The sequence below is a fragment of the Pseudomonas sp. GW821-FHT09H03 genome, assembly GCF_059415945.1.
The window spans coordinates 108,292-130,730 of record NZ_JBWKOF010000011.1 but is presented as its reverse complement, the minus strand read 5'-3'; the positions used below and the strand labels follow the sequence as shown (position 1 = coordinate 130,730).

At 62.7% G+C, this 22,439-nt stretch carries 21 protein-coding genes; 14 read left to right on the top strand and 7 right to left on the bottom strand.

All coding sequences use genetic code 11. The annotated features are described in order from the left end of the window. Positions 1–2: 2 nt before the first annotated feature. From dmpG to AC07OG_RS17420, 4 genes are all read right to left on the bottom strand, one after another. The gene (gene dmpG / locus AC07OG_RS17435; RefSeq protein WP_060543460.1) at positions 3–1,031 is read right to left on the bottom strand and encodes a 4-hydroxy-2-oxovalerate aldolase; all 1,029 of its coding nucleotides are present in this window, start codon (positions 1,029–1,031) and stop codon (positions 3–5) included. Between the two features lie 10 nt (positions 1,032–1,041). Then, on the bottom strand, positions 1,042–1,968 hold the full coding sequence (locus AC07OG_RS17430) for an acetaldehyde dehydrogenase (acetylating) (RefSeq protein ID WP_060543461.1): 927 nt from the start codon (positions 1,966–1,968) through the stop codon (positions 1,042–1,044). Positions 1,969–2,000: 32 nt separating this feature from the next. Continuing rightward, entirely contained in the window at positions 2,001–2,792 is a 792-nt protein-coding gene (locus AC07OG_RS17425; RefSeq protein ID WP_495067598.1) for a fumarylacetoacetate hydrolase family protein, read from the bottom strand. Between the two features lie 76 nt (positions 2,793–2,868). Beyond that, positions 2,869–3,642 (bottom strand): glucose 1-dehydrogenase, encoded by a 774-nt coding sequence (locus tag AC07OG_RS17420; RefSeq protein WP_060543463.1) that lies wholly within the window; start codon positions 3,640–3,642, stop codon positions 2,869–2,871. A 437-nt stretch (positions 3,643–4,079) separates the two neighbouring features. Here AC07OG_RS17420 and AC07OG_RS17415 point away from each other — a divergent pair, with 437 nt between their 5' ends. The 5 genes from AC07OG_RS17415 (at position 4,080) to AC07OG_RS17395 (ending at position 11,046) form a co-directional block, all read left to right on the top strand. Further along, on the top strand, positions 4,080–5,267 hold the full coding sequence (locus AC07OG_RS17415) for an acyl-CoA dehydrogenase family protein (protein WP_495067597.1): 1,188 nt from the start codon (positions 4,080–4,082) through the stop codon (positions 5,265–5,267). Positions 5,268–5,345: 78 nt separating this feature from the next. Continuing rightward, positions 5,346–6,368, top strand: coding sequence for a ferredoxin--NADP reductase (locus tag AC07OG_RS17410; RefSeq protein WP_060543465.1), 1,023 nt, complete (start codon positions 5,346–5,348; stop codon positions 6,366–6,368). Between the two features lie 16 nt (positions 6,369–6,384). Beyond that, positions 6,385–8,001: a FadD3 family acyl-CoA ligase gene (locus AC07OG_RS17405; RefSeq protein WP_495067596.1), complete on the top strand. Its 1,617-nt coding sequence runs from the start codon at positions 6,385–6,387 to the stop codon at positions 7,999–8,001. Between the two features lie 94 nt (positions 8,002–8,095). Then, positions 8,096–9,742, top strand: a complete 1,647-nt coding sequence (locus AC07OG_RS17400) for a DUF1302 domain-containing protein (RefSeq protein ID WP_495067595.1) — start codon at positions 8,096–8,098, stop codon at positions 9,740–9,742. 74 nt (positions 9,743–9,816) lie between these two features. After that, complete coding sequence (locus tag AC07OG_RS17395) at positions 9,817–11,046, top strand: NADH:flavin oxidoreductase (protein WP_495067594.1); 1,230 nt, start codon at positions 9,817–9,819, stop codon at positions 11,044–11,046. Positions 11,047–11,153: 107 nt separating this feature from the next. Here the strand turns inward: AC07OG_RS17395 and AC07OG_RS17390 are convergent, their stop codons facing one another. Further along, the gene (locus AC07OG_RS17390; RefSeq protein WP_060543469.1) at positions 11,154–11,987 is read right to left on the bottom strand and encodes an alpha/beta fold hydrolase; all 834 of its coding nucleotides are present in this window, start codon (positions 11,985–11,987) and stop codon (positions 11,154–11,156) included. Between the two features lie 260 nt (positions 11,988–12,247). Here AC07OG_RS17390 and AC07OG_RS17385 point away from each other — a divergent pair, with 260 nt between their 5' ends. The 3 genes from AC07OG_RS17385 to AC07OG_RS17375 are packed head-to-tail and all read left to right on the top strand — an operon-like array spanning position 12,248 to position 14,405. Next, complete coding sequence (locus AC07OG_RS17385) at positions 12,248–12,982, top strand: SDR family NAD(P)-dependent oxidoreductase (RefSeq protein WP_060543470.1); 735 nt, start codon at positions 12,248–12,250, stop codon at positions 12,980–12,982. 14 nt (positions 12,983–12,996) lie between these two features. Next, positions 12,997–13,770 (top strand): SDR family NAD(P)-dependent oxidoreductase, encoded by a 774-nt coding sequence (locus tag AC07OG_RS17380; RefSeq protein WP_060543471.1) that lies wholly within the window; start codon positions 12,997–12,999, stop codon positions 13,768–13,770. Positions 13,771–13,775: 5 nt separating this feature from the next. Further along, positions 13,776–14,405 (top strand): nuclear transport factor 2 family protein, encoded by a 630-nt coding sequence (locus AC07OG_RS17375; protein ID WP_495067631.1) that lies wholly within the window; start codon positions 13,776–13,778, stop codon positions 14,403–14,405. A gap of 106 nt (positions 14,406–14,511) precedes the next feature. Here AC07OG_RS17375 and AC07OG_RS17370 read toward each other — a convergent pair whose 3' ends face one another. Beyond that, positions 14,512–15,705 (bottom strand): acyl-CoA dehydrogenase family protein, encoded by a 1,194-nt coding sequence (locus AC07OG_RS17370; RefSeq protein WP_495067593.1) that lies wholly within the window; start codon positions 15,703–15,705, stop codon positions 14,512–14,514. Beyond that, positions 15,702–16,874: an acyl-CoA dehydrogenase family protein gene (locus AC07OG_RS17365; protein WP_495067592.1), complete on the bottom strand. Its 1,173-nt coding sequence runs from the start codon at positions 16,872–16,874 to the stop codon at positions 15,702–15,704. Before AC07OG_RS17365 ends, AC07OG_RS17370 begins: the two co-directional genes overlap by 4 nt. Positions 16,875–17,068: 194 nt before the next feature. On the opposite strand from AC07OG_RS17365, the gene AC07OG_RS17360 reads away from it, so the two are divergent. The 6 genes from AC07OG_RS17360 to AC07OG_RS17335 are packed head-to-tail and all read left to right on the top strand — an operon-like array spanning position 17,069 to position 22,439. Then, positions 17,069–17,959, top strand: a complete 891-nt coding sequence (locus tag AC07OG_RS17360; RefSeq protein ID WP_495067591.1) for a VOC family protein — start codon at positions 17,069–17,071, stop codon at positions 17,957–17,959. A gap of 12 nt (positions 17,960–17,971) precedes the next feature. Then, positions 17,972–18,847 (top strand): CoA transferase subunit A, encoded by an 876-nt coding sequence (locus AC07OG_RS17355; RefSeq protein ID WP_495067590.1) that lies wholly within the window; start codon positions 17,972–17,974, stop codon positions 18,845–18,847. A gap of 12 nt (positions 18,848–18,859) precedes the next feature. Then, complete coding sequence (locus AC07OG_RS17350; protein ID WP_495067589.1) at positions 18,860–19,657, top strand: CoA-transferase subunit beta; 798 nt, start codon at positions 18,860–18,862, stop codon at positions 19,655–19,657. A gap of 15 nt (positions 19,658–19,672) precedes the next feature. Next, entirely contained in the window at positions 19,673–20,581 is a 909-nt protein-coding gene (locus AC07OG_RS17345) for an enoyl-CoA hydratase (RefSeq protein WP_060543477.1), read from the top strand. Further along, positions 20,578–21,690, top strand: coding sequence for an NAD(P)H-dependent flavin oxidoreductase (locus AC07OG_RS17340; RefSeq protein ID WP_060543478.1), 1,113 nt, complete (start codon positions 20,578–20,580; stop codon positions 21,688–21,690). The genes AC07OG_RS17345 and AC07OG_RS17340 overlap by 4 nt, the downstream gene beginning before the upstream one ends. Continuing rightward, positions 21,687–22,439, top strand: coding sequence for an enoyl-CoA hydratase family protein (locus tag AC07OG_RS17335; RefSeq protein ID WP_060543479.1), 753 nt, complete (start codon positions 21,687–21,689; stop codon positions 22,437–22,439). Before AC07OG_RS17340 ends, AC07OG_RS17335 begins: the two co-directional genes overlap by 4 nt.

The window sequence follows — 22,439 nt, the reverse complement described above, 5'->3', positions numbered from 1 at the left end:
CTTTACGCCTGCCGCCGCTGCCGGGCCAGGGTCATGGCGGTGTCTTCGATCATGTCTTCCTGGCCGCCGACCATGCCGCGGCGCCCCATTTCAACGAGGATTTCCCGGGCCGACACGCCGTATTTCTTCTCGGCGCGCTTGGCGAACAGCAGGAACGAACCGTAGACCCCGGCGTAACCCATGGTCAGGGCATCGCGGTCGCTGCGGATCGGGAAGTCCATGATCGGCACCACCAGGTCTTCGGCCACGTCCTGGATACCGAACACGCTCACACCGGTGTCGATGCCCATGCGGTCACACACCGCCACCAGCACCTCCATCGGTGTGTTGCCCGCGCCGGCACCGAGGCCTGCGCAGGCGGCGTCTATGCGATTGGCCCCGGCGGCAATCGCGGCGATGGAGTTGGAGACGCCCATCGACAGATTGTGGTGGCCATGGAAGCCGATCTCGGTCTCAGGCTTGAGGGCCGCGCGCATCGCCGCCACCCGGGCACTGACGTCATGGGGCAACAGGTAACCCGCCGAGTCGGTCAGGTAGATGCAGTTGGCGCCGTAGCTTTCCATCAGCAAACCTTGCTTGACCAGGCCTTCCGGGCTGTTCATATGGGCCATCATCAGGAAACCGACGGTGTCCATGCCCAGGCCGCGGGCGTGGGAAATGTGCTGTTCGCTGACGTCAGCCTCGGTGCAATGGGTAGCCACGCGAATGGTGTTGACCCCCAGCTCATAGGCCATTTTCAGATGATCGACGGTGCCGATACCCGGCAGCAACAGGGCCGAGACTTTGGCCTTTTTCATCAGCGGGATCACCGCCGACAGATACTCCTCGTCGGTGTGGGCCGGGAAACCGTAATTCACCGAACTGCCGCCCAGGCCGTCGCCGTGGGTCACTTCGATCAGCGGCACGCCCGCCGCGTCGAGGCCGCAGGCGATGTCTTTCATCTGTTGCAGGCTGATCTGGTGGCGCTTGGGGTGCATGCCGTCACGCAGGCACATGTCGTGAACGGTGATGCTTTTGCCGCGAAGATCCATGGTCGGCTCCTTATGCGTGGGCGGTTTGGGCGGTGGCTTGCAGCACCAGCTCGCCCTTGAGGATTTCCTCGGCGAACATCTCGGCGGTGCGCGCGGCGGCGGCAGTCATGATGTCGAGGTTGCCGGCGTACTTGGGCAGGTAGTCGCCCAGGCCTTCGACTTCCATGAAGATCGACACCCGATTGCCGTCGAACACCGGGCCGTTGACCAGCTTGTAGCCGGGCACGTAACGCTGCACTTGTTTGATCATTGCTTCGATGGCCGCGGTGATTGCCGGCTGGTCGGGCTCGCTTTCGGTCAGGCAATGCACGGTGTCGCGCATGATCAGCGGTGGTTCGGCCGGGTTGATGATAATGATCGCCTTGCCTTTCTTCGCGCCGCCGACTTTTTCCACCGCGCTGGAAGTGGTGCGGGTGAACTCGTCGATGTTTTTCCGCGTGCCGGGGCCAACCGATTTCGATGCGGCGGTGGCGATGATTTCGGCGTATTCCACCGGCTGCACGCTGGACACAGCGGCCACCAAAGGAATGGTGGCCTGGCCGCCGCAGGTGACCATGTTGACGTTCATCACGCCCAGGCCCAATTGTGCCTTAAGGTTGACCGGTGGCACGCAGTACGGGCCGATGGCCGCCGGGGTCAGGTCGATCATCAACACGCCCAGGGCATTGAGCTTGCGCGAGTTCTGCGCGTGCACATAGGCAGAGGTGGCGTCGAAGGCGATCTGGATCTGGTCTTCGACGACATGGGGCAGCAGGCCGTCGACGCCGTCGGCAGTGGTCTTCAGGCCCAGCTCGCGGGCCCGTGACAGGCCTTCGGAAGTGGCATCGATGCCGACCATCCACACCGGTTCCAACACCTCGCTGCGCATCAGTTTGTACAGCAGATCGGTGCCGATGTTGCCCGGCCCGATCAGCGCGCATTTGATCTTTTTGCTCATTGTTTTTTGGCTCCTGGGGAGGGAAGGGCGATTCACGGGACAAAGCGCAGGCTGGTTTCGCCCAGCCCGCTCATGGACAGGCTGATGCGGTCGCCGGCGACCACTGGCACCAGCGGTGCCAGGGCACCGGAAAGGATGATTTCGCCACGGCGGAACGGGATGCCCAGCTCGCCCAGGGTATTGGCCAGCCAGGCCACTGCCGCGCAGGGATGACCTTGCACCGCCGAGCCCAGGCCCGAGCCTGCCGGCTGGCCGTTTTTGAGCATTTGCATGTGCACGGCGTCCAGGTCCAGCGAGCGCGGGTCGATCCGCTTGCTGCCGAGGGCGAACACGCCGCAGGAGGCGTTGTCTGCCACGGTGTCCTGGATGCGGATCTGCCAGTCGTGGATCCGCGAATCGACAATCTCGAAGCACGGCACCACCCATTGGCTGGCGGCTAGCACGTCCTCGGCGCTGACGCCCGGGCCGTGCAAGTCTTCGCCGAGGATAAAGGCGATTTCGCCTTCGGCCCGTGGCTGGATCAGGTTGTAGCGGGCCAGGCTGACATCGCTGCCATCCTCGACCTGCATCGCGTCGGTGAGGAAACCGAAGTCCGGTTGGTGGACATCGAGCATTTCCTGCACGGCGCGGCTGGTGACTCCGATTTTCTTGCCGACCACCTGCTCGCCGAGGGCTTCGCGGCGTTGCAGAAAATGCAGGGAAATCCGGTAGGCCTGCTCCAGGGTGATCTGCGGATAGCGCCGGGTCAGGGGCGCCAGGGTCTGGCGGTTGCGCAGGGCGTTGAACAGTTCGTCACCGAGGGCGTTGATCAAATGGGCGTCCATGGCGAGGGCTCCAGATGGATGGGAGAAAAAAAGAGCCCGCCCCAACGTCATCAGGGGGCAGGCCCAAAGGAGTCTGTCAGCCGGGCCAGACCGACGAATCGGCACCGCCATCGACATCGATGATCTTGCCGGTCACCCAGGCCGAAGCGGGGCTTGCCAGGTACAGCGCAGCGGCAGCAATGTCTTGGGGGCTACCCAGGCATTTGAGCGGAGTGGTGTTTTCCATGATCTCGCGCATGGCAGCAGGCATCACGCCGCTCAGCGCTTCAGTAAGAGTGGGGCCTGGGGCGACGGCGTTAACCCGGATCTGCGGCGCAAAGTCCTGGGCCAGCAGGCGGGTCAGGTGGCTGAGGGCGGCCTTGGCCGAGCCGTAAGCGCTGAAATGGCGTTGGGCATAGCGTGCAGCCACCGAGCTGATGTTGATGATGTTGCCGCCACCGGCCTCGCGCATCAGCGGCACGCACAACTGGCAGAAGGCGTAGCTGGTGGCGACGTTGAAGGTCAGCACCTGGGCAAATTGCTCGGGTGTCATCGTCAGCGGATCGTTGGGCCCGCCGCCACCGACATTGTTGACCAGATGAGTGATCCGGCCCATTTGCTCAACGCTTTGACGCACCAGTGCGTGGCGTTGTTCGGCATCGTTGACGTCACAGGCGATGGCCAAGGCGCGCCGGCCCAAGCCACGCACCTCTTCGGCCACTGCCTCTACCTCGTCCAGCGAACGTGCCGAACACACCACATCGGCGCCTGCTTCTGCATACGCCAGGGCAATTGCCCGACCGATACCCCGACCGCTGCCGGTGACGATGGCGACGCTGCCATGCATCTGGAAACGCTGCAAAATACTCATGGCCCTTGCTCCGTGGGGTCGACTTTGGATGCGTTTACTATGGCTGCGGTGATCGGGTGGGGCATCGTCTCAACGGACTAGCGGGGTTGTGTGTACATATCCGTTTCTTCGGTAACGGCCACTTATGGTTCGCCCTTACGACGAGTCACTTGGAAGAGCCCGTAGGAGCGAGCCTGCTCGCGATGGACTTCCAGACAACGCGGTCATTCAGACAGGGCGCGTTATCGTTGGCGACCATCGCGAGCAAGCATCGCTCCTACAGGAGAACGTGTTCACCAGGAACAGGTCGGCTGTCATGCCCCCTCGCTTTTTCCCAAATAAACACTAGCAGGATCGATAACCCCCCTAGTCCGCTTTGACGATGAATGATTGTTCGCTCGATCCGATGATCCGTCCCAACTCGCGCAGTGGCGCAGTGAGATCGGGAGAATTGAGTGATGCACAGCATGCGAGAAAAGACCCAGGACGAACGTGATCTGCTGGAACGTGCACGTAGCCTGGTGCCGGCACTCAAGGCACGCACGGCACAGGCCGACAAGGACTTGAAAGTTCCGGTGGAGAGCGTCGTCCAATTACAGTCCGCCGGGCTGCTGCGGGCGCTGCAGCCTCGGGCGTTCGGTGGCTACGAAGTGGACCCGCGAACCTTTTTCGAAATCCAGACCATCCTCGCCGAGGGTTGCATGTCCACGGCCTGGATCTACGGAGTGATGGGGGTCCACCCCTGGCAGCTGGCGCGTTATCCGATCGAAGCGCAGCGCGAAGTCTGGGCTGACGATCATGACGCGCTGATCTGCTCGACCTACATGCCGGCAGCCAGGGTCACGGTAGTCGAAGGCGGTTACCGCATCAGCGGTCGCTGGGGTTTCTCCAGCGGCAGCGAGCACTGCCAGTGGGTGTTTCTGGGCGGCATCCTGCCAGCCGATGGCGAACTGGCCGCCGAGCACGGCACCTTCCTCTTGCCGCGCAGCGACTATCAGATCGAACGCAACTGGGACGTGCTGGGCCTGCGCGGCACCGGCAGCCACGACATCGTGGTCGAGGATATTTTCGTCCCGGCTCATCGCGTGCAACGCACCAATAACTGGACCCTCGAAGCGACCCCCGGGCGCCTGATCAACACCAACCCAATCTACGCGATCCCCTTTGCCCAGGTGTTCTCTCGCGCCGTGTCGACCTCGGCCATCGGCGCCCTGCAGGGTGCGATCAATGAGTTTCGCGATAACGCCGCCAAGCACATCGGCAAGCACGGCGCACGTACCGCTGACGATCCTGTGGCGCAAACCGCGGTTGCCGAAGCGATGCTCACCGTCGACAGCCTGCGTCTGGTACTGGAACGCAACTACGAGCATCTGATGAGTCTGGCCCGTGCCGGCGAATATCCGGATACCGAGACCCGTCTGTTGTATCGCTATCAGTCCGCCTACGTGACCAACATCTGTGCCGAACGGGCCAACGACCTGTTGCGCAGCATGGCCGCCTCGGGGTTGTACAACACCAACCCGGTGACGCGATTGTTTCGCGACCTGCACCAGGCGCGCGGGCACATCGCCAACAACTACCTGGCCTACGGCCGCAGCTACGGCGCGGTGATGCTCGGCCTGCCCAACCCGGACCCTTACGTCTGAAGCCATGGCGCCTGTATCAAAACCCCTGGGTTACACCTGTCCGTGATGCACGGTCAGGTGGTCATGAGTACCTGACCTATGAATAATTATCTGGCCCTGCGCGTGGCGCGAGTGATCGAGGAAACCGCCGATGCGCGGTCCCTGGTCTTCGACGTGCCGGAGCATCTGGGCGAACGCTTCCACTATCAACCCGGCCAGTTCCTGACCTTGCGCGTGCCCTTCGAGGATGGGTGGCTGCCCCGTTGTTATTCACTGTCCAGCACGCCGTTACTGGACGAGCCGTTGCGGGTCACGGTCAAGCGTGTGCATGAAGGGCGCGCCTCGAACTGGCTGTGCGACGAGTTGCAGGCCGGCCAGAGCCTAGAGGTGTTGCCACCGGCCGGGGTGTTTGTGCCGCGCAGCCTCGAGGGTGACTTGCTGCTGTTCGGCGGTGGCAGTGGCGTGACCCCGGTGCTGTCGATACTGCGTTCGGCATTGCTTGCCGGAACTGGCCGGGTCCTTCTGATCTATGCCAACCGGGATGAGTCCTCGGTGATTTTCAAGGATGAACTCAAGACCTTGGCCAGCGCTCATCCGCAACGCCTGCAAATCGTGCATTGGCTCGACTCGGTGCAGGGCATCCCCAGCGTCGGGCAACTGGCGGAGCTTGCGCGGCCTTTTATCGATGCCCAGGCGTTCATATGTGGTCCGGGCCCGTTCATGGACGCGGCCGTCAGTGCGCTCAAGGGGCTGGGCATGCCGGATCGCCGGGTCCACGTCGAGCGCTTCGTCTCCTTGCCCGGTGAAGGCGAACTGCCGCCTGCGACCAGCAGCGAGGCGGCCGTGGCCGCGCAGTTGGCGGTGCGGCTGGATGGCGAGGACCACCAACTGGCCTGCGACAGCGGCGAGACCGTACTGGCTGCCATGGAGCGTGCTGGCCTGACCCCACCCAGCGCCTGCCGTGTCGGTGGCTGCGCCTCGTGCATGTGCACCCTGGAAAGCGGTGAGGTCGAGTTGCTGCACAACGATGCACTGGATGCGGGGGACTTGGCTGAAGGCTGGATCCTGGCCTGTCAGGCCGTGCCCACGAGCGCGCAACTGCGTATCCGCTTTCCCGATTGATGAGCCCGAGCCCACAATGAATCAGAGCCTGAACCTTGCCGCGCCCCTGAGCGCGACCCCCGCCACCCTGGCCCAGTTGGTCTTCAGCAGTGCCGAACGTTTTGCCGGGCGCACGGCCATCGAGGACAACGGCCAGCGCATCGACTACGCGCAGTTGCCCGAGCGCGTCATGGGCTTTGCCCGAGGCCTGATGGCCTTGGGAATCCAGGCCGGTGACCGGGTAGGCATCTGGGCGCCGAACAGTGCCGAATGGATTCTCGCCGCGCTGGGCATTCAGTGTGCCGGCGCGGTGCTGGTGCCGATCAACACGCGCATGAAGGGCCTTGAGGCCGCCGATGTGCTGGAACGCAGCGGCTGTCGGCTGTTGTTTGTCCAGCAGCGTTTTCTCGAAGTCGACTACCCGGCGCTGCTCGCGCCCCATCGGCCGGCTAGCCTTGAACACCTGGTGATACTTGATGGCAAAACGCCCGGGATGTCGTCGGACCTGCCCCTTGCCCAATTTCTGCTCGGCGCTGCGACCATCGATGCCGACAGTGCCAGGCGGCGGGCAATGGCGATCGGCCCCGAAGCCATGTGCGACCTTTTGTTCACCTCCGGTACTACCGGCAAACCCAAGGGCGTCATGAGCGGGCATGGCCAGAACCTGCGGGCCTTCAGCGAATACGTCAAGGTCATTGGCCTGATGCCGCAAGACCGTTACTTGATCGTCAACCCGTTCTTCCATGCCTTTGGCTACAAAGCCGGCTGGCTGACTTGCCTGATCGGCGGGGCGACTATCCTGCCCCATGCGGTGTTCGATGCCGAACAGGTATTCCAGCGCATCGCCCGCGAGCGCATCAGCGTCCTGCCCGGTGCGCCGACCCTTTACCTCTCTCTGCTGGCCCATCCGCTGCTCAAGCAAACCGACCTGTCGAGTCTGCGCATCGCGGTAACCGGTTCGGCGAGCATTCCGCCGAGCCTGATCGAGCGCATGCGTAGTGAGTTGGGATTTGCCGTGGTGACCACTGCCTACGGCCTGACCGAGTGCGGTGGGCTGGCGACGATCTGCGATCCACAAGACTCGGCGCAAGTGATTGCCGGTACCAGCGGGCGGCCGATCGCCGGCACCGAAGTGAGCATACGCGACCCGCACAACCAGGCGCTGGGCGCAGGGCAGACCGGCGAGATCTGCCTGCGCGGTTTCCACATCATGCAGGGCTATTTCCAGAACCCCGAAGCGACCCGCGAAGCCATCGACGCTGACGGCTGGCTGCACACAGGTGATGTCGGGCGGCTGGATCAGGAAGGCAACCTGATCATTACCGACCGCCTGAAGGACATGTTCATTGTCGGTGGTTTCAACTGCTACCCGGCGGAAATTGAAGCGGCGCTGATCAGACACCCGGCGATTGCTCAGGTGGCGGTGATCGGCATCGCTGATGAACGCATGGGCGAGGTCGGCTGTGCCTGCGTGGTACTGCATGAAGGTAACGAGCTTGACCAGGCGCAACTGATCGCCTGGAGCCGAGAGCAGATGGCCAATTACAAGGTGCCGCGCCAGGTTCGTTTTTTTCGTGCTTTGCCACTCAACCCGTCGAGCAAGGTAGCGAAGAACGAACTGCGCGCGATGGTCACCAGCGGCGCTCCGACATGAGCTGCGCTCATCTCACCAAACGGACGATGTGCGCCACGGCGGTTTTTTTCATGCTGAGGCGGCACAAGTAAAAACAACAAAAAAGGAGAGGAGCATGTTTACCCGAAATCTGATTGCGCACCGCCCGGGGAGTCTGTTTGAGGGTCGCTGCCTGTTGGCAACGGTCATCACCTTCATCAGTGCCGCGGCCAGTGCTGCGCCGAGCATCGAACTGGGGGAAGACACCACCCTGGATTCGTCGCTGACGGTCAATTACACCGCGTCCATGCGTACCGCCAAACAGGCCAGTCAATACCTCAACGACCCGAACAACGACGACGGCACCCGCAACTTCAAGCGCGGCTCGTTGATCAACAACCGCCTGAGCCTGTTTGGCGAGTTGCAACTCAGGCACGACAATCTCGGTGCGGTGTTGCGCGGCAGTCAGTTCTACGACGACGTTTACAACCAGAAAAACGCCAATGACTCGCCGCAGACGGTGAACAAGACCGGCCACAACGACGGCTTCAGCGACGAAACCCGACGCCTTAGCGGCAGCATGGCGCGACTGCTCGATGCGTATGTGTATGGCAATTTCGATGTCGGCGAGACCCAGTACCTGTCGCTCAAGGCCGGCCGGCATCTGGTGGCCTGGGGCGAGAGCCTGTTCTGGGCCAACATCAGCCAGGGGCAGGCCCCGGTGGATGCCACCAAATTCAACGTGCCGGGTACGGAGGCCAAGGACTCGTATCTGCCGGTGGGGCAGGTGTCCGGATCGTGGTCGCTCAATGAGGATCTTGCGCTGGTCGGCTACTACCAGTACGAGTGGGAAAAGACCGATCTCAACCCCGTGGGTGACTACTTCGGAAGCGACACCTTCGGTCCCGGTGCCGAGTTCTTTCGTCTGGGCGTCGGGCAGATCGGCAGTCTGCCCAACGGCCTGGCGGTCGGTTATGCCGGTGAAAAAGACGCCAGCGACAGTGGGCAATGGGGGCTGGGTGTGCGCTACCGGGTCACCGAGAACACGGAAGTGGGGCTGTTCCATTATCGCTATAACGAACGCGTCGGTTCGTTGTTCTTCGACTTCACCGGCACCACCCAATACTCGTCGCTCAAGGGCATCGGGCATGACGGCACCGCGCCGTCCTATCGCCTGGGCTACTTCGAAGACGTCGAGCTGACCGGGATCAGCTTCAGCTCCAAGGTTGGCGACTCGGTGCAGTACGCCGGTGACCTGAGCTATCGCGACGGTGCCTCGGTGTACCTGAACAATGGAGCGCCGACCACCGGGCAGATCTGGCAAGGCAACCTCAACGCCATGTACATCCTGGGGCCAAGCCTGCTCGCCCAGCAGACCACTTTCATGGGCGAAGTGGTGCATCAACACATCGACGGAGTCGACAGCCTGACCATCACCGGCGGCGGAGTCGGCGTGGACGGCACGTTCGACAAGTTCGAGTCGAAAACCCAGACCCCAGGCTCAAGCCTGCTTGGTGTTGGCGTCTACATGGACTACCCATCCATCGCCAACGGCCTGGACCTGAGCACCAAGCTGGTCTGGACGCAGAACATCGACGGCAGCGCCTACCAGGGCCTCGGTCGTGACGAGAAACGCCTGACCGTGGGTGGCGACTTCAAATACCTGGGCAACTTCCAGGTCGGCATGACCTATATCGCCTACCTGAGCTCGCCAGACGTTGCCCAGGGTCGCTTGCTGGCCGACCGCGATTACCTGTCACTCAACGCCAAGTACACCTTTTGATGATCAAGGCTGCGTCGCGATGTGGCGACGCAGCCCTTAATTTTCAGCCTGATAAGAATAAAGAGAGGCCTGTCATGAATCCTCGTCCAACCCCGTCAGCGTTCAGCGCTATTGCGATTGGCCCACTGACCCTGAAAAACCGCTTTATAAAGGCCGCGACCAACGAAGGCATGAGTGCAGGGGGGGTACCTTCCAAGCAACTGGTCAAGCTGCATTCGGCCCTGGTCGCGGGTGGCACTGCTCTGACCACCGTGGCTTATTGCGCTGTGAGTAGCGATGGTCGCACCCTGCCCAATCAATTAATCCTCGCCCCATCCAGCGTGCCGCACTTCAAGGCGCTGACCGACGCCGTGCACCAGTGCGGTGGACTGGCCAGCGCGCAGATCACCCACGGCGGTTGCTTTACCTTTATTCGCGAGCGCTCGACCAAGCGTCCGCTTTCGGCCAGCGGTGGCTTTAACAAGATTGGCCTGATGAGCGGGATGTTCCTCAAGCAGGCGATGAACGAAGCCGACATGCAACAAGTGGTGCGCGATTTCGCCCAAGGCGCGCGTTTGGCACGTCAGGCTGGCTTCGATGCGGTGGAAATCCACATGGGCCACGGCTACTTGCTGAGCCAGTTCATTTCGCCGATGTACAACAAGCGCCGCGACCAGTACGGCGGCAGCCTGGAAAATCGCCTGCGGTTTCCGCGCCGGGTACTGCGCGCAGTGCTGGAAGCGGTCGGCACGGAAATGGCGGTGATCTGCAAGTACAGCATTACCGAAGGCGTGCGCGCCGGTAACAGCGCCGAAGACGGAGCGCAGATCGCCCGCATGCTGGAAGAAGAGGGCGCGCATCTGCTGGTACTCAGCGCCGGGATGAACGCCGAATCGATCACCACTATGTTTGGTTCTTCGTTCCCAAAGGAAAACCGCGTGCAGCAGAAGAACAAGATCATCGCCCTGGCGATGGCTATCCAGCGTCGCAAAGAGCCGACCGTGGAGTTCCGTGAACTGTATCTGCTCGAACATGCGCGCAAGGTGCGGGAGGCGGTAAAAATGCCGCTGGCTTACCTGGGCGGTGCCAAGAGCATGGCGAGTATCGAAAAGATCATGGCCGAGGGCTTTGACCTGGTTGCCATGGGGCGGGTGTTGCTGGCTGAAAATGACTACGTCAACAAACTCGCCAGCGGCGCCAGTCGAGACTCTATCTGCACCGCCTGCAACCGCTGTGTGGCCATGATGTACACCCCCGGCGGCACCTCCTGCGTACTGGGCCAGCCCGGTGATGCCGTGTTGAACAGCCAGAAGGCGGCGGAGTGACAGATACACCTGCACTTGGTTCGCCTGTAGGAGCCGGCTTGCTGGCGATGCGGTGGTGAAGCTGACGCCGTCATCGCTGGCAAGCCTCGCTCACCGCTTCGCCCGGATCAACCGTGCTGCAGGAACTCGATGCAACTGCGGTTGAACAGTTCTCGGTGTTCCACCTGGACCCAATGGCCGCAGCGGTTGAGGACGATAAAGCGGGCATTCGGCGCTCCGTCGATGATGCGCTGGGCGCCGCTGATCGGGTTGAAGTGATCGTTGTTTCCCCAGAAACCGAGGATCGGGCACTCGATCTCACCCAGGCGTGATTCCATGTTCTGCACCATCATCGTGCTGAACAGATTCTTCGGTTGGGTCACTGCCACCGCCACGCGCTCTTGCAGCAGGCTTTCAGGCAGGATCGAAGCATCGAACAACTGCAGGCTCATCATGCTGCGCATCTGCTCCATGCCAATGGGGCCTGCGCTGAACAGAGAGATCATGCGCACGATGCCTTCCATCTTGAAGTAGGTTTCCCGCTCCTCGACACCGCCCGGTGCCAGCAGGATCAGGCTCTGCGGCAGTTGCGGCAAGCGCAAGGCCAGACCGAGGGCAATCGCGCCGCCCAGTGAGTTACCCAGCAGCGTGCATCGCCGCACACCGATAGCCTCGAGGAACGCTGCCACGCAGTCGACGAAGAAATCCAGGTTGTACTGCACATCCTCGGGTTTGTCCGAGCGACCGAAACCCGGAAGGTCGAGCACGATGTTGCGATAGCCCGCGGCGACCAGTTGCGGATAGTTGCCCTTGAAGTTGCTGAAACCACTGGCGCCGGGCCCACTGCCGTGCAGCCACAGCACCACGGGGCCTGCGCCCTCATCCAGATAGTGCAGGTGCAGGCCGTTGGGCAGGCTGGCGTATTGGCCTACGGGCAGGGGCAGATCTACGGGTTGGTTCATGGAGTTCTCCATTGATGGTCGATTCATGAAGCACAGCCGCGCCAGCCGCTGCAACGCAATGAAGGGGAATACAGCGCCTGGCGTGGTGCGCGCCTTGCGAATGCTGGGCGCTGATCGGGTTATCCACATCGTCCGTTCAGACCACGCGGCGATAGTCCCATCGGACGATGTGGCCCCGGGTGCTTGCCGCTAATCATGCAGGGGACGGCGCCACTGCAAGGGCAGCGGGCCGCAGCGTATTTGCACACTAGGAGATTGCTATGAAGTTACTCAACAAAGTGGCTTTTGTGACAGGCGCCGGGCAGGGCATGGGCCAGGCCATCGTGCGTGGCTTTGTCGCCGAAGGCGCCAGCGTGGTAGCTGTCGACCTGAATCAGACGTCCCTGGCCGAAAGCCTGGCAGACCTCGGTGACAAGGTCCTGGCCCTGTCCTGCAACGTCGGTGACAGCGCCTCCGTGGCCGATGCCATGGGCCAGGCCGAGCAACACTTCGGCGGCCTCGACATCCTGGTCAACAACGCTGGCGTGGGCGGGCTGGACAGCTTCCTCGAAACCCCGGACGAGAGCTGGGCGCGAGTGATCGGCGTGAACCTGGGCGGCACGTTCCTGTGCTGCCGTGAGGGCGCAAAACTGATGGTCAAGGGTGGTCGCAAGGGCGCGATCATCAACCTCTCCAGCACCGCCGCGCTGACCGGTGACGGTCCAAGCCACTACTGCGCCTCGAAAGCCGGAGTGATGGGCCTGACCCGTTCGATCGCCCGTGAACTGGCGGCCAGCGGCATCCGCGTCAACACCTTGGTGCCAGGGCCGACCAACACGCCGATGATGGCCGGCATCCCTGATGAATACATGCAGGCTCTGCTGAAAAACGTGCCCCTGGGGCGCATGTGCGAGACCGACGAGATCGCCAAAGTCGCGGTGTTCCTGGCCAGCGAAGACGCCAGTTTCATGACCGGGCAGAACATCGCCGTCAACGGCGGCATGGCCTTTATCTGATCAGGGAGTCACCCATGAGCAAGCGTTTACAAGGAAAAATCGCCTTCGTTACCGGCGCCGGTTCCGGCATCGGCGAAGCCACTGCACTGCGATTCGCCGAAGAGGGTGCGACGGTGGTGCTGTGCGGGCGCCGCATCGAGCCGCTGCAAGGCGTGCTGGAAAAAATCCGTGCCCAAGGTGGCCAGGCCGAGATCGCCGTGGCCGATGTCAGCGATGAGCATGCCTACGTCGGCGCGCTGCAAGCCACGGCTCAGCGCCACGGTCGCCTGGATATTCTGGTCAACAACGCGATGGCCTACACTTGGGGTGGCATCGACACCATGACCACCGCCGACTGGCACGCCAACTTCACCACCACCGTCGACGGCACCTTCTGGGGCACCCGCACGGCGATGCAGTTGATGAAGGAGCAGGGGGGCGGTTCGATCGTCAACATCGCTTCGATCTGTGGCCTGTTCGGCACCGCGTGGATGGCTGGTTACTCGGCGGCCAAGGCCGCGGTGATCAATTTCAGCCGGGCGGCGGCCAGTGAAGGTGCGCCCAATAATATTCGTTGCAACGTGATCATCCCGGGCGTGGTCGACACCCCGGCCACAGCCGGCATGCTGGGCGACGCCAAGACTCGCGGCAACACCGAAAAAGTGATCCCGATGAAACGGGTCGGCCTGCCGGTGGAGTTGGCCAACGCCATCCTGTTCCTGGCCAGCGACGAGGCTTCGTATGTCACCGGTGCCAGCCTGGCCGTGGACGGCGGACGCGGTTCGGACCTGTACACGGTGCTCGACTGATGGGCCTGGAATCCGCCGCGCTGCTTGAGCGCATAGACCGCCTGGAGTCGTTGGACGCTATCCGCCAACTGGCAGGCAAGTACGCCCTGGCTCTGGACATGCGTGACATGGATGCAATGGCCAACTGCTTTGCCCCGGACGTGCGCGTGGGCCGCGACAAGAGCGGTCGTGCGCACCTCAAGGTGTGGCTGGACGAAACCATGCGCAAGCAGTTCCACGGCACTTCCCATCACCTGGGGCAGCACATCATCGAGTTCAGCGATGCCGATCACGCCACAGGTGTGGTCTATTCCAAGAACGAGCATGAAACCGGTCCCGAATGGGTGATCATGCAGATGCTGTACTGGGACGACTACGAGCGGATCGACGGGCGCTGGTGCTTCCGTCGCCGCTTGCCGTGCTACTGGTACGCGACCGACCTGAACAAGCCACCGATTGGCGGCCTGAAAATGCGTTGGCCAGGGCGCGAGCCGTACGCCGGCACCTTCCATGAGTTGTTTCCGTCGTGGGATGCGTTCTGGGCGCAACGTCCGGACAAGGACGCTTTGCCGCAGATCGCCGAACCGGCACCACTGGAAGGCTTCCTCAACACCCTGCGCCGTGGAGCGCACGACCCGAAAATACGGGTGCGCTGAACAATCAGGGCGGCCCGTGCAGGTGCCGCCCTTTTTTTCTTGCGTGACGGCATACCCCCTTGAGAGCGAGCCGCCTCGCTCCCTCAGGTTTGTAGAACTGTTCAGATCATGCGTTTACCCGTGCTTCGCGCGGCATGCCCAGCGCCCGTTCGGCAATCACGTTGCGCTGGATTTCATTGCTGCCGCCGTAAATGGTATCGGAGCGGGTGAACAGAAACAGCGACTGCAGGCGGCTGAGCTGGTAGGGCGCGGCGTCGAGGATTTCCCCGGCATCGCCCAGCACATCCATGGCCAGTTTGCCCAGATCGCTGTGCCAGGTGGACCAGGCCAGTTTGTAGATCATCGCTTCACGACTCAGGTTGCCGTCTTGCGGACCTGAAAGCATGCGCAGTGAGTTGTAGCGCAACACCTTGAGACCGGCCCAGGCCTGGGCGATGCGCTGGCGCAATAGCGGGTCGCGGGCAGTGCCGTTGGCGCGGGCGATGCGGATGATTTCGTCGAGTTCGTTGTGGAACTGCATCTGCTGGCCCAGCGTCGATACGCCGCGCTCGAATCCCAACAGTGCCATGGCGATCTTCCAGCCATCGCCCGGTTGACCGATCATGTTGTCGGCATGGGTAACAGTTTGGTCGAAGAACACCTCGTTGAATTCACTGGTACCGGTCAATTGCTGGATCGGTTGCACGCGGATGCTGTCCTGGGCCATCGGCACCAACAGGAACGACAAACCATGATGGCCCTGGCTGCCAGGTTCGGTGCGCGCCAGCACGAAACACCAGTCGGCCTCGTGGGCCAGGGAGGTCCAGACCTTTTGCCCGCTGATCAACCAGTGCTCGCCCGTGGCATCCAGCTTCGCCCGGGTCTGCACGTTGGCCAGGTCCGAGCCTGCACCCGGCTCCGAGTAGCCCTGGCACCAGAACTGGCTGCCGTCGAGGATGCCGGGCAACATGCGTTGCTGTTGGGGCGCAGTGCCGAAGGCAGCGAGTGTCGGGCCGACCAGGCCTTCGCCGATATGGCCCATGCGCCCGGGGCCACCGGCGCGGGCATATTCCTCGTGGAAGATTACCTGCTGGCTGATCGACAGTCCGCGTCCGCCGTGTTCCTTCGGCCAGCCAACGCCGATCCAGCCACCGGCGGCAAGCCGGCGTTCCCAGGCTTTACGCTCTTCAGGGAAACTGTGCTCATCCCCCGGGCCGCCGCGAAAGCGCAACGGCGCAAACTCGCCGCTCAGGTGTTCGGCCAGCCACTGGGCGACCTCCTCGCGAAACACTTCATCTGCACCACTGAAACCGATTTTCATGCTTTCTCTCCCAAAAGGTGCGCGGCCAGACGCTCGCGGTGCAGCGCCGGGCTACCCAACAGATGCTCGCCGGCGCGGGCTCGTTTGAAGTACAGGTGTGGGTCGTATTCCCAGGTAAAACCGACGCCGCCATGCAGCTGGATCGACTCGGCCGCGCAATGGAAAAACGCTTCGCTGGCATGGATTTTTGCGGTCGCGGCGGCTTGCTCAAGTTCGCGGGTCACAGCGGCATCGCCATTCGGGTCGAGGCGTTCCTGAGCCACGCAGGCGGCGTAGTAGGCCGCCGACCGGGCGCACTCGACTTGCAGCATCATGTCGGCACAACGGTGTTTGATCGCCTGAAAACTGGCAATAGTGCGTTTGAATTGTCGGCGTTCGGCAATGTACGCCAGGGTCAGGTCCAAGGCCTGTTGCGCGCCGCCCGTTTGCTCGGCAGCAAGCCCGATGGCGCCGATCAGCAGGGTGTCGCGCAGCACCGCCCAGCCTTGCTCGGGGCCGCAAAGCAACTGTGCCTCGCCGACCGACACCCGATGCAGTTCAATGCGTGCCAGGCGACGGGTCTGGTCAAGAGTAGCCAGGGGCGTGCGGATCACACCCGGCGAATCGCCAGGCAAGACGAACAGGCTGATGCCATGTTCGCCCTGTGAACCGGGGGCGCGGGCGGCGACGATCAGCAGGTCGGCCGAGGCGCCATCGATGACTTGTGCGTACTGACCCTGAAGGGTCCAACCTCCCGGGCACGGCTCGGCCACGGCTTGAACACTGCATGCCTCGAGTCCTGGAACGCTGGCAAAGGCCAGGGTGGCGCGGGTTTCGCCGGCGGCAATCGCCCCCAGCCAATGCTCTTGCACGCTCTCGTTGTGCCCCAGCAAGAGGGCCGGCGTGGCGAGGCACGCCGTGGCGAATAGTGGCGAGCCCAGCAGGTAGCGACCGCTTTGCTCCAGCAGGATCGCCAGTTCGACAAAACCCAGGCCCATGCCGCCAAAGCGCTCGGGCACCATCAACGCGGGCCAATACAGCTCCTGGCCGATCCGCCGCCAAACCTCGGGGTCATGCGCATCCGGGCGGTTCATAGCGGCGCGCACGGCATGCGAGTCGCTGGCCTGAGCGAGAAAACGCTCGGCGCTGTCGCGAATCATCAGGTGCTCTTCGGTAAAAGCGAACTCCATGGGGGCGGTCTCTGCAAGGCGGAAGGATGCGCGAGTCTGGGGCGGTGGTGGTGGTGTTCGAATCACTAAAACGGACTAGGAAGGACGCACCATCGTTCTCCTGAAGGGGCTTAGTCTCAACGGACGATGAAGCGCAAGATGGCGCTTAGCACAATGCCTGCCACGTAAGCCATCCAGCCAACGAGGACCAAGGCATGATCGACATTCGCGGTTTGAGCTATTTCGTCTCGCAGATCGAAAACCTCAGCCATTGGCAGCGTTATGCCGAAGACGTGCTGGGCATGCAGGTACAGCAAGCGCCAAGTGGTGGTTTGTACGTGAAAATGGACGAGCGTCCCTTTCGCATGCTGATCGTCGAAGGCCGCGAGGCGCGTTTTCTGGCTTGCGGTTGGGAGCTGGCTAACGAGCCGGCGTTCCAGGCCGCACTTGAGCACCTGAGCGCTGCCGGCATCGAATGGCAGCCGGGCTCTGCCGACGAGATCGAGCAGCGTGGCGTACAGGCGCTGGTCAAGCTCACCGATCCATCGGGCAACTGCCATGAACTGAGCTGGGGCCATCGCTCCGACTGCCTGCCGTTCATCTCGCCTCAAGGCGTGCCGCGCTTCATTACCGGCGACATGGGCCTGGGCCACGCGGTGCTGCCGGCACCGAATTTCGACGCCACCCTGGCGTTCGCCAAGGATGTGCTGGGCTTCAAGCTGTCGGACATTTTCAACTTCCGTCCCGACCCGTCGGCCCCGCCGATCCGCATTCACTTCCTGCATTGCCAGAATGCGCGCCACCACAGCCTGGCCCTGGCCGAGTACCCGGTGCCCTCAGGTTGTGTGCACGTGATGGTCGAGGTCGACTCGATGACCGAAGTCGGCCGTGCCCATGACCGTCTGCGCGCCCATGACGTGCGCCTGTCGGCCACCCTCGGCCAGCACCTCAATGACCGCATGACCAGTTTCTACATGAAGACGCCGTCCGGTTTCGATCTCGAGTACGGCTTTGGTGGGTTGCAAGTCGACTGGGCTGAACATTCAGCGTTCGAATTCACCCGCGTGAGCATTTGGGGGCACGACTTTTCCGTCGGCCAACAGTAAGGAGTGATCAAAATGAACAAACAACTGACAGCGGCCGATGCGGTCGCTCAATTGCGCGATGGCATGACCATCGGTTTCGGTGGTTGGGGCCCGCGGCGCAAGCCGATGGCCATCGTGCGCGAGATCCTGCGTTCACCGGTCAAGGACTTGATCGTGGTCGCGTACGGCGGTCCGGAAGTGGGCATGTTGTGCGCCGCCGGTAAGGTCAAAAAGCTGGTGTTCGGCTTCGCCACTCTCGATGCCATTCCGCTGGAACCTTACTACCGCAAGGCTCGCGAAGCCGGCGAGCTGGAGCTGATGGAGCTGGACGAAGGCATGTTCCAATGGGGCCTGCGCGCGGCCGGCATGCGCTTGCCGTTCCTGCCGACCCGTTGTGGCCTGGCCACTGATGTGACGCGCCTGAATCCAGAGCTCAAGACAATCCAGTCGCCCTACGCCGATGGCGAGGTGTTGCTGGCCATGCCGGCGCTGAATCTCGACGTGGCGTTCGTGCATGCCAACGTCGCCGACCGCCTGGGCAACTGCCTGTTGACCGGGCCGGACCCGTATTTCGACCACCTGTTCGCCCGTGCCGCCAAGCAGTGCTTTGTCTCCTGCGAGCGCCTCGAAGAGCGCCTGGAATTGAACGCAGATCAAGCCCGCTTCAATACCTTCGAGCGTTACCTGGTGAGCGGAGTGGTGCATGCGCCGTTCGGTGCGCATCCGACACTTTGCGCCCCCGATTATGGCTGGGACCTCAAGCACCTGAAAAGCTATGTCGCCAGCAGCCAGGCGGAAAACGGCTGGCAAGACTATGTGCAGACCTTCGTCACCGGTGGCGAACAGACCTATCAGGCACAGAACGGCGGTGCCGAATCCATGGGCGCCTTGCCCCTTCCCCTGTTCTGAGGAGTAGCGACTATGTCTGCAACCTGTGATTTCACTCTCGCTGAACTGATGATTGTTGCCGCCTCCGAAGCCTGGCGCGGCAATGGTGAACTGATTGCCTCGGGCCTGGGCGTGATCCCGCGCCTGGGTGCCAGCCTGGCCAAACTGACCCACAGCCCGGAACTGCTGATGACCGACAGCGAGGCATTCCTGGTCGAAGAGCCGATCCCGCTGGGCCCGCGTGGCGACTACGTGCCGCGCTACTCGGGCTACATGTCGTTCGAGCGCGTCTTCGAATGCGTATGGGGTGGGCGCCGCCACGCGATGATCGGCCCGACCCAGATCGACCGTTGGGGCCAGACCAACCTGTCCTGCGTCGGCGATTATCAAAAGCCCAAGACTGCGATCCTTGGCGTGCGTGGCTTGCCCGGCAACAGCATCAATCACCTCAATTCATTCTTCGTGCCCAGCCATAACAGCCGGGTTTTCGTCAGCGGTGAAGTGGACATGGTCAGCGGTGTCGGCTTCAAGGCCGAGCGTTGGCCCGAAGGTGCGCGCCGCGACTTGATGGACATCCATTGCGTGGTCAGCGACCTGTGCGTCATGGATTTCAATGGCCCGGAACGTGCGGTGCAGGTGCGCTCTTTGCACCCAGGGGTGAGTTTCGAGCAGGTCCAGGAAAACACCGGCTTCCCGTTGCTCAAGTCCGCGCATTTGCAAGAAACCGTGCATCCCACCCCTGAGCAGTTGGCCCTGATCCGTCGACTCGACCCCCACGATTACCGCGCCACGGCGATCAAGGGCAACCCCCCCGGTATCCGTACGGTTTGAGACAAGGAGGCGAGCATGCACAGCAGCGACAGTGAATTCATCGTCCGCCAGGACAACGCCGTCTATGAGACGGACACCCCGGTGCTGTACAGCGTGGCCGAGGGTATCGCCACGCTGACGCTGAACCGGCCGACCTTCAACAATGCGCAAAACTCGCAGATGACCTACGCCCTGGATGCATGCTTTCGCCAGGCGGTGAACGACGACAGCGTCAAGGTCATCGTCCTGCGGGGCAACGGCAAGCACTTCTCGGCGGGACATGATATCGGTACCCCCGGGCGCGACATCGACAAGCCGTTCGAGCGCGCGCACCTGTGGTGGGATCACACCAACAAACCCGGTGGCGAGCAGTTGTATGCCCGCGAGCAGGAGGTGTACCTGGGCATGTGCCGGCGCTGGCGTGAACTGCCCAAGCCGACCATTGCCATGGTCCATGGCGCGTGTATCGCAGGTGGTCTGATGTTGGCCTGGGTCTGCGATCTGATCGTCGCCAGCGACGACGCGTTCTTTCAGGATCCGGTGGTGCGCATGGGTATTCCAGGGGTGGAGTACTTTGCCCACCCCTATGAAATGAATCCGCGCATCGCCAAGGAATTCCTCTTCACCGGTGATCGAATGAGCGCCAACCGGGCCTGGCAAGTGGGTATGGTCAACCGCCTGGTGACCCGTGAAGAACTGGAGTCGGCCACCTATGCCCTGGCTGCCGGCATTGCCCGCCAGCCGCGCATGGGCCTGGCCCTGACCAAGCAGGCGATCAATCACGTCGAGGACCTGCAAGGCAAGCGCACCGCAATGGATGCAGTGTTCGCCTGGCACCACTTTGCCCATGCCCATAACGAGCTGTTGTCCGGCGACAAACTGGGCGGCTTCGATGCCAAGGGCATGGCCCGGGCCAACAAGCAGGCCGAGGACAACAGCCAATGAACCGCTGGCTGGATACTCCGCTGACCGAGGCCCTTGGTTGCCGTTATCCGATAGTGCAAACCGCCATGGGCTGGGTCGCCGACGCCAACCTGGTGATCGCCACGACCCAGGCCGGGGGCTTCGGTTTCCTGGCCGGGGCGACCATCGCGGCTGATGAACTGGAAGGCGAAATCCGCAAGGTGATCGACGCCACCGGCACCAGCAACTTCGGGCTCAATTTCCATATGTTCCAGGACAACGCCGCGCAGTGCGTCGACCTGGCGATCAAGTATCGCCTGCGCGCCGTGAGTTACGGGCGCGGCCCGGACAAGCAGACCATCGCGCGCTTCAAGGCGGCCAAGGTGCTGTGCATTCCCACCGTCGGCGCCTTGAAGCATGCACTCAAAGCGGTGGAACTGGGTGCCGACCTGATCACTATCCAGGGCGGCGAGGGCGGCGGCCATACCGGCGGCGTGCCAAGTTCCATCCTGCTGCCCCAGGTACTGTCGGCGGTCAAGGTGCCGGTGATCGCCGCTGGTGGTTTCGCCACAGGCCGTGGCCTGGCCTCGGTGCTGGCCGCCGGTGGCGCCGGCATCGCCATGGGCACGCGGTTTCTCATGACCCGCGAATCGCCGACCCCGGCCGCGACCCTGGAACGCTACCTGAAGGTCAACGATCCGCAGCGGGTGCGCGTGACCACGGCAGTGGATGGCATGCGCCACCGCATGATCGAAAACCGCTTCATCAATCACCTGGAGCAGGCAGGCCCCTTCGGTCGCCTGCGTATTGCCCTGGGTAGCGCGTGGCAGTGGAAACAGCAGACTGGCATGAGCCTGGGGCACATGGCTGCAGTCTTCCTCAGCGCGTTGCGTGAAGACCCGTCGCAGTTGTCGCAAGTGGTGATGGCAGCTAACCAGCCGGTGCTGTTGCAGCGCTCGATGGTCGATGGCGCCCCGGACGAGGGCATCCTGCCCAGTGGCCAGGTCGCGGCCGCTATCGGCGAGTTGCTCAGTTGCCGCGAAGTCATCGAAGGCATCGCCAGCGAGGCCCAGCAGTGCCTGGACGCGCTCCTTGCGCGCAGCCAGACACACACCTCGAACCACCCCGCCAGTATTGGAGAGCCCCTGTGAACCAGGCATTTACCACACAACTCAATCAGGGGATCGCCGAGCTGGTGATCGCCAAGCCCCCGGTCAATGCCCTCGACAGTCAGCAATGGCACGCCCTGGCGCGGGAAATCGAAGCCCTCGGGGCCAACCCCGAGGTACGGGTGATCGTCATCCGCGCCGAAGGCCGCGGCTTTTGCGCCGGGGTCGACATCAAGGAGCTGGACCAATATCCAGAGCGGATAGTCGAGGTCAATGCCGGTAACTACGCCACTTTCAAGGCCGTGCACCGCAACCCGGTGCCTGTGATTGTCGCGGTCCATGGCTTCGTCCTGGGCGGTGGCATCGGCATCACCGGGGCGGCGGACATCGTCCTCGCCTCCGACTGCGCGACCTTCGCCTTGCCGGAAGTCGACCGCGGCGCCATGGGCGGAGGTGCGCATCTGCAGCGCCTGTTCCCGGTGCAAAAAGTCCGATACCTGTTTTTTACCGGCGACAGCATCGGCGCTCCAGAAGCGCTGCAATACGGCTTTATCGAGCGCGTCGTCAGCAAGGACCAGTTGCGCGAAACCGCCCTGGGCATCGCGGCGAAAATCGCCGAGAAGAGCCCGGCGATGATCCGCATCGCCAAGGAAGCCTTGAACGGCATCGAAGACGGCAACCTGGAAGATAAATACCGCTGGGAACAGGGCTTCACCATGCAGGCCTACAGCAGCCCGGACTCTGCGGAAACGCGCCGGGCCTTCGTCGAAAAACGCGACGCCAAGTTCTGA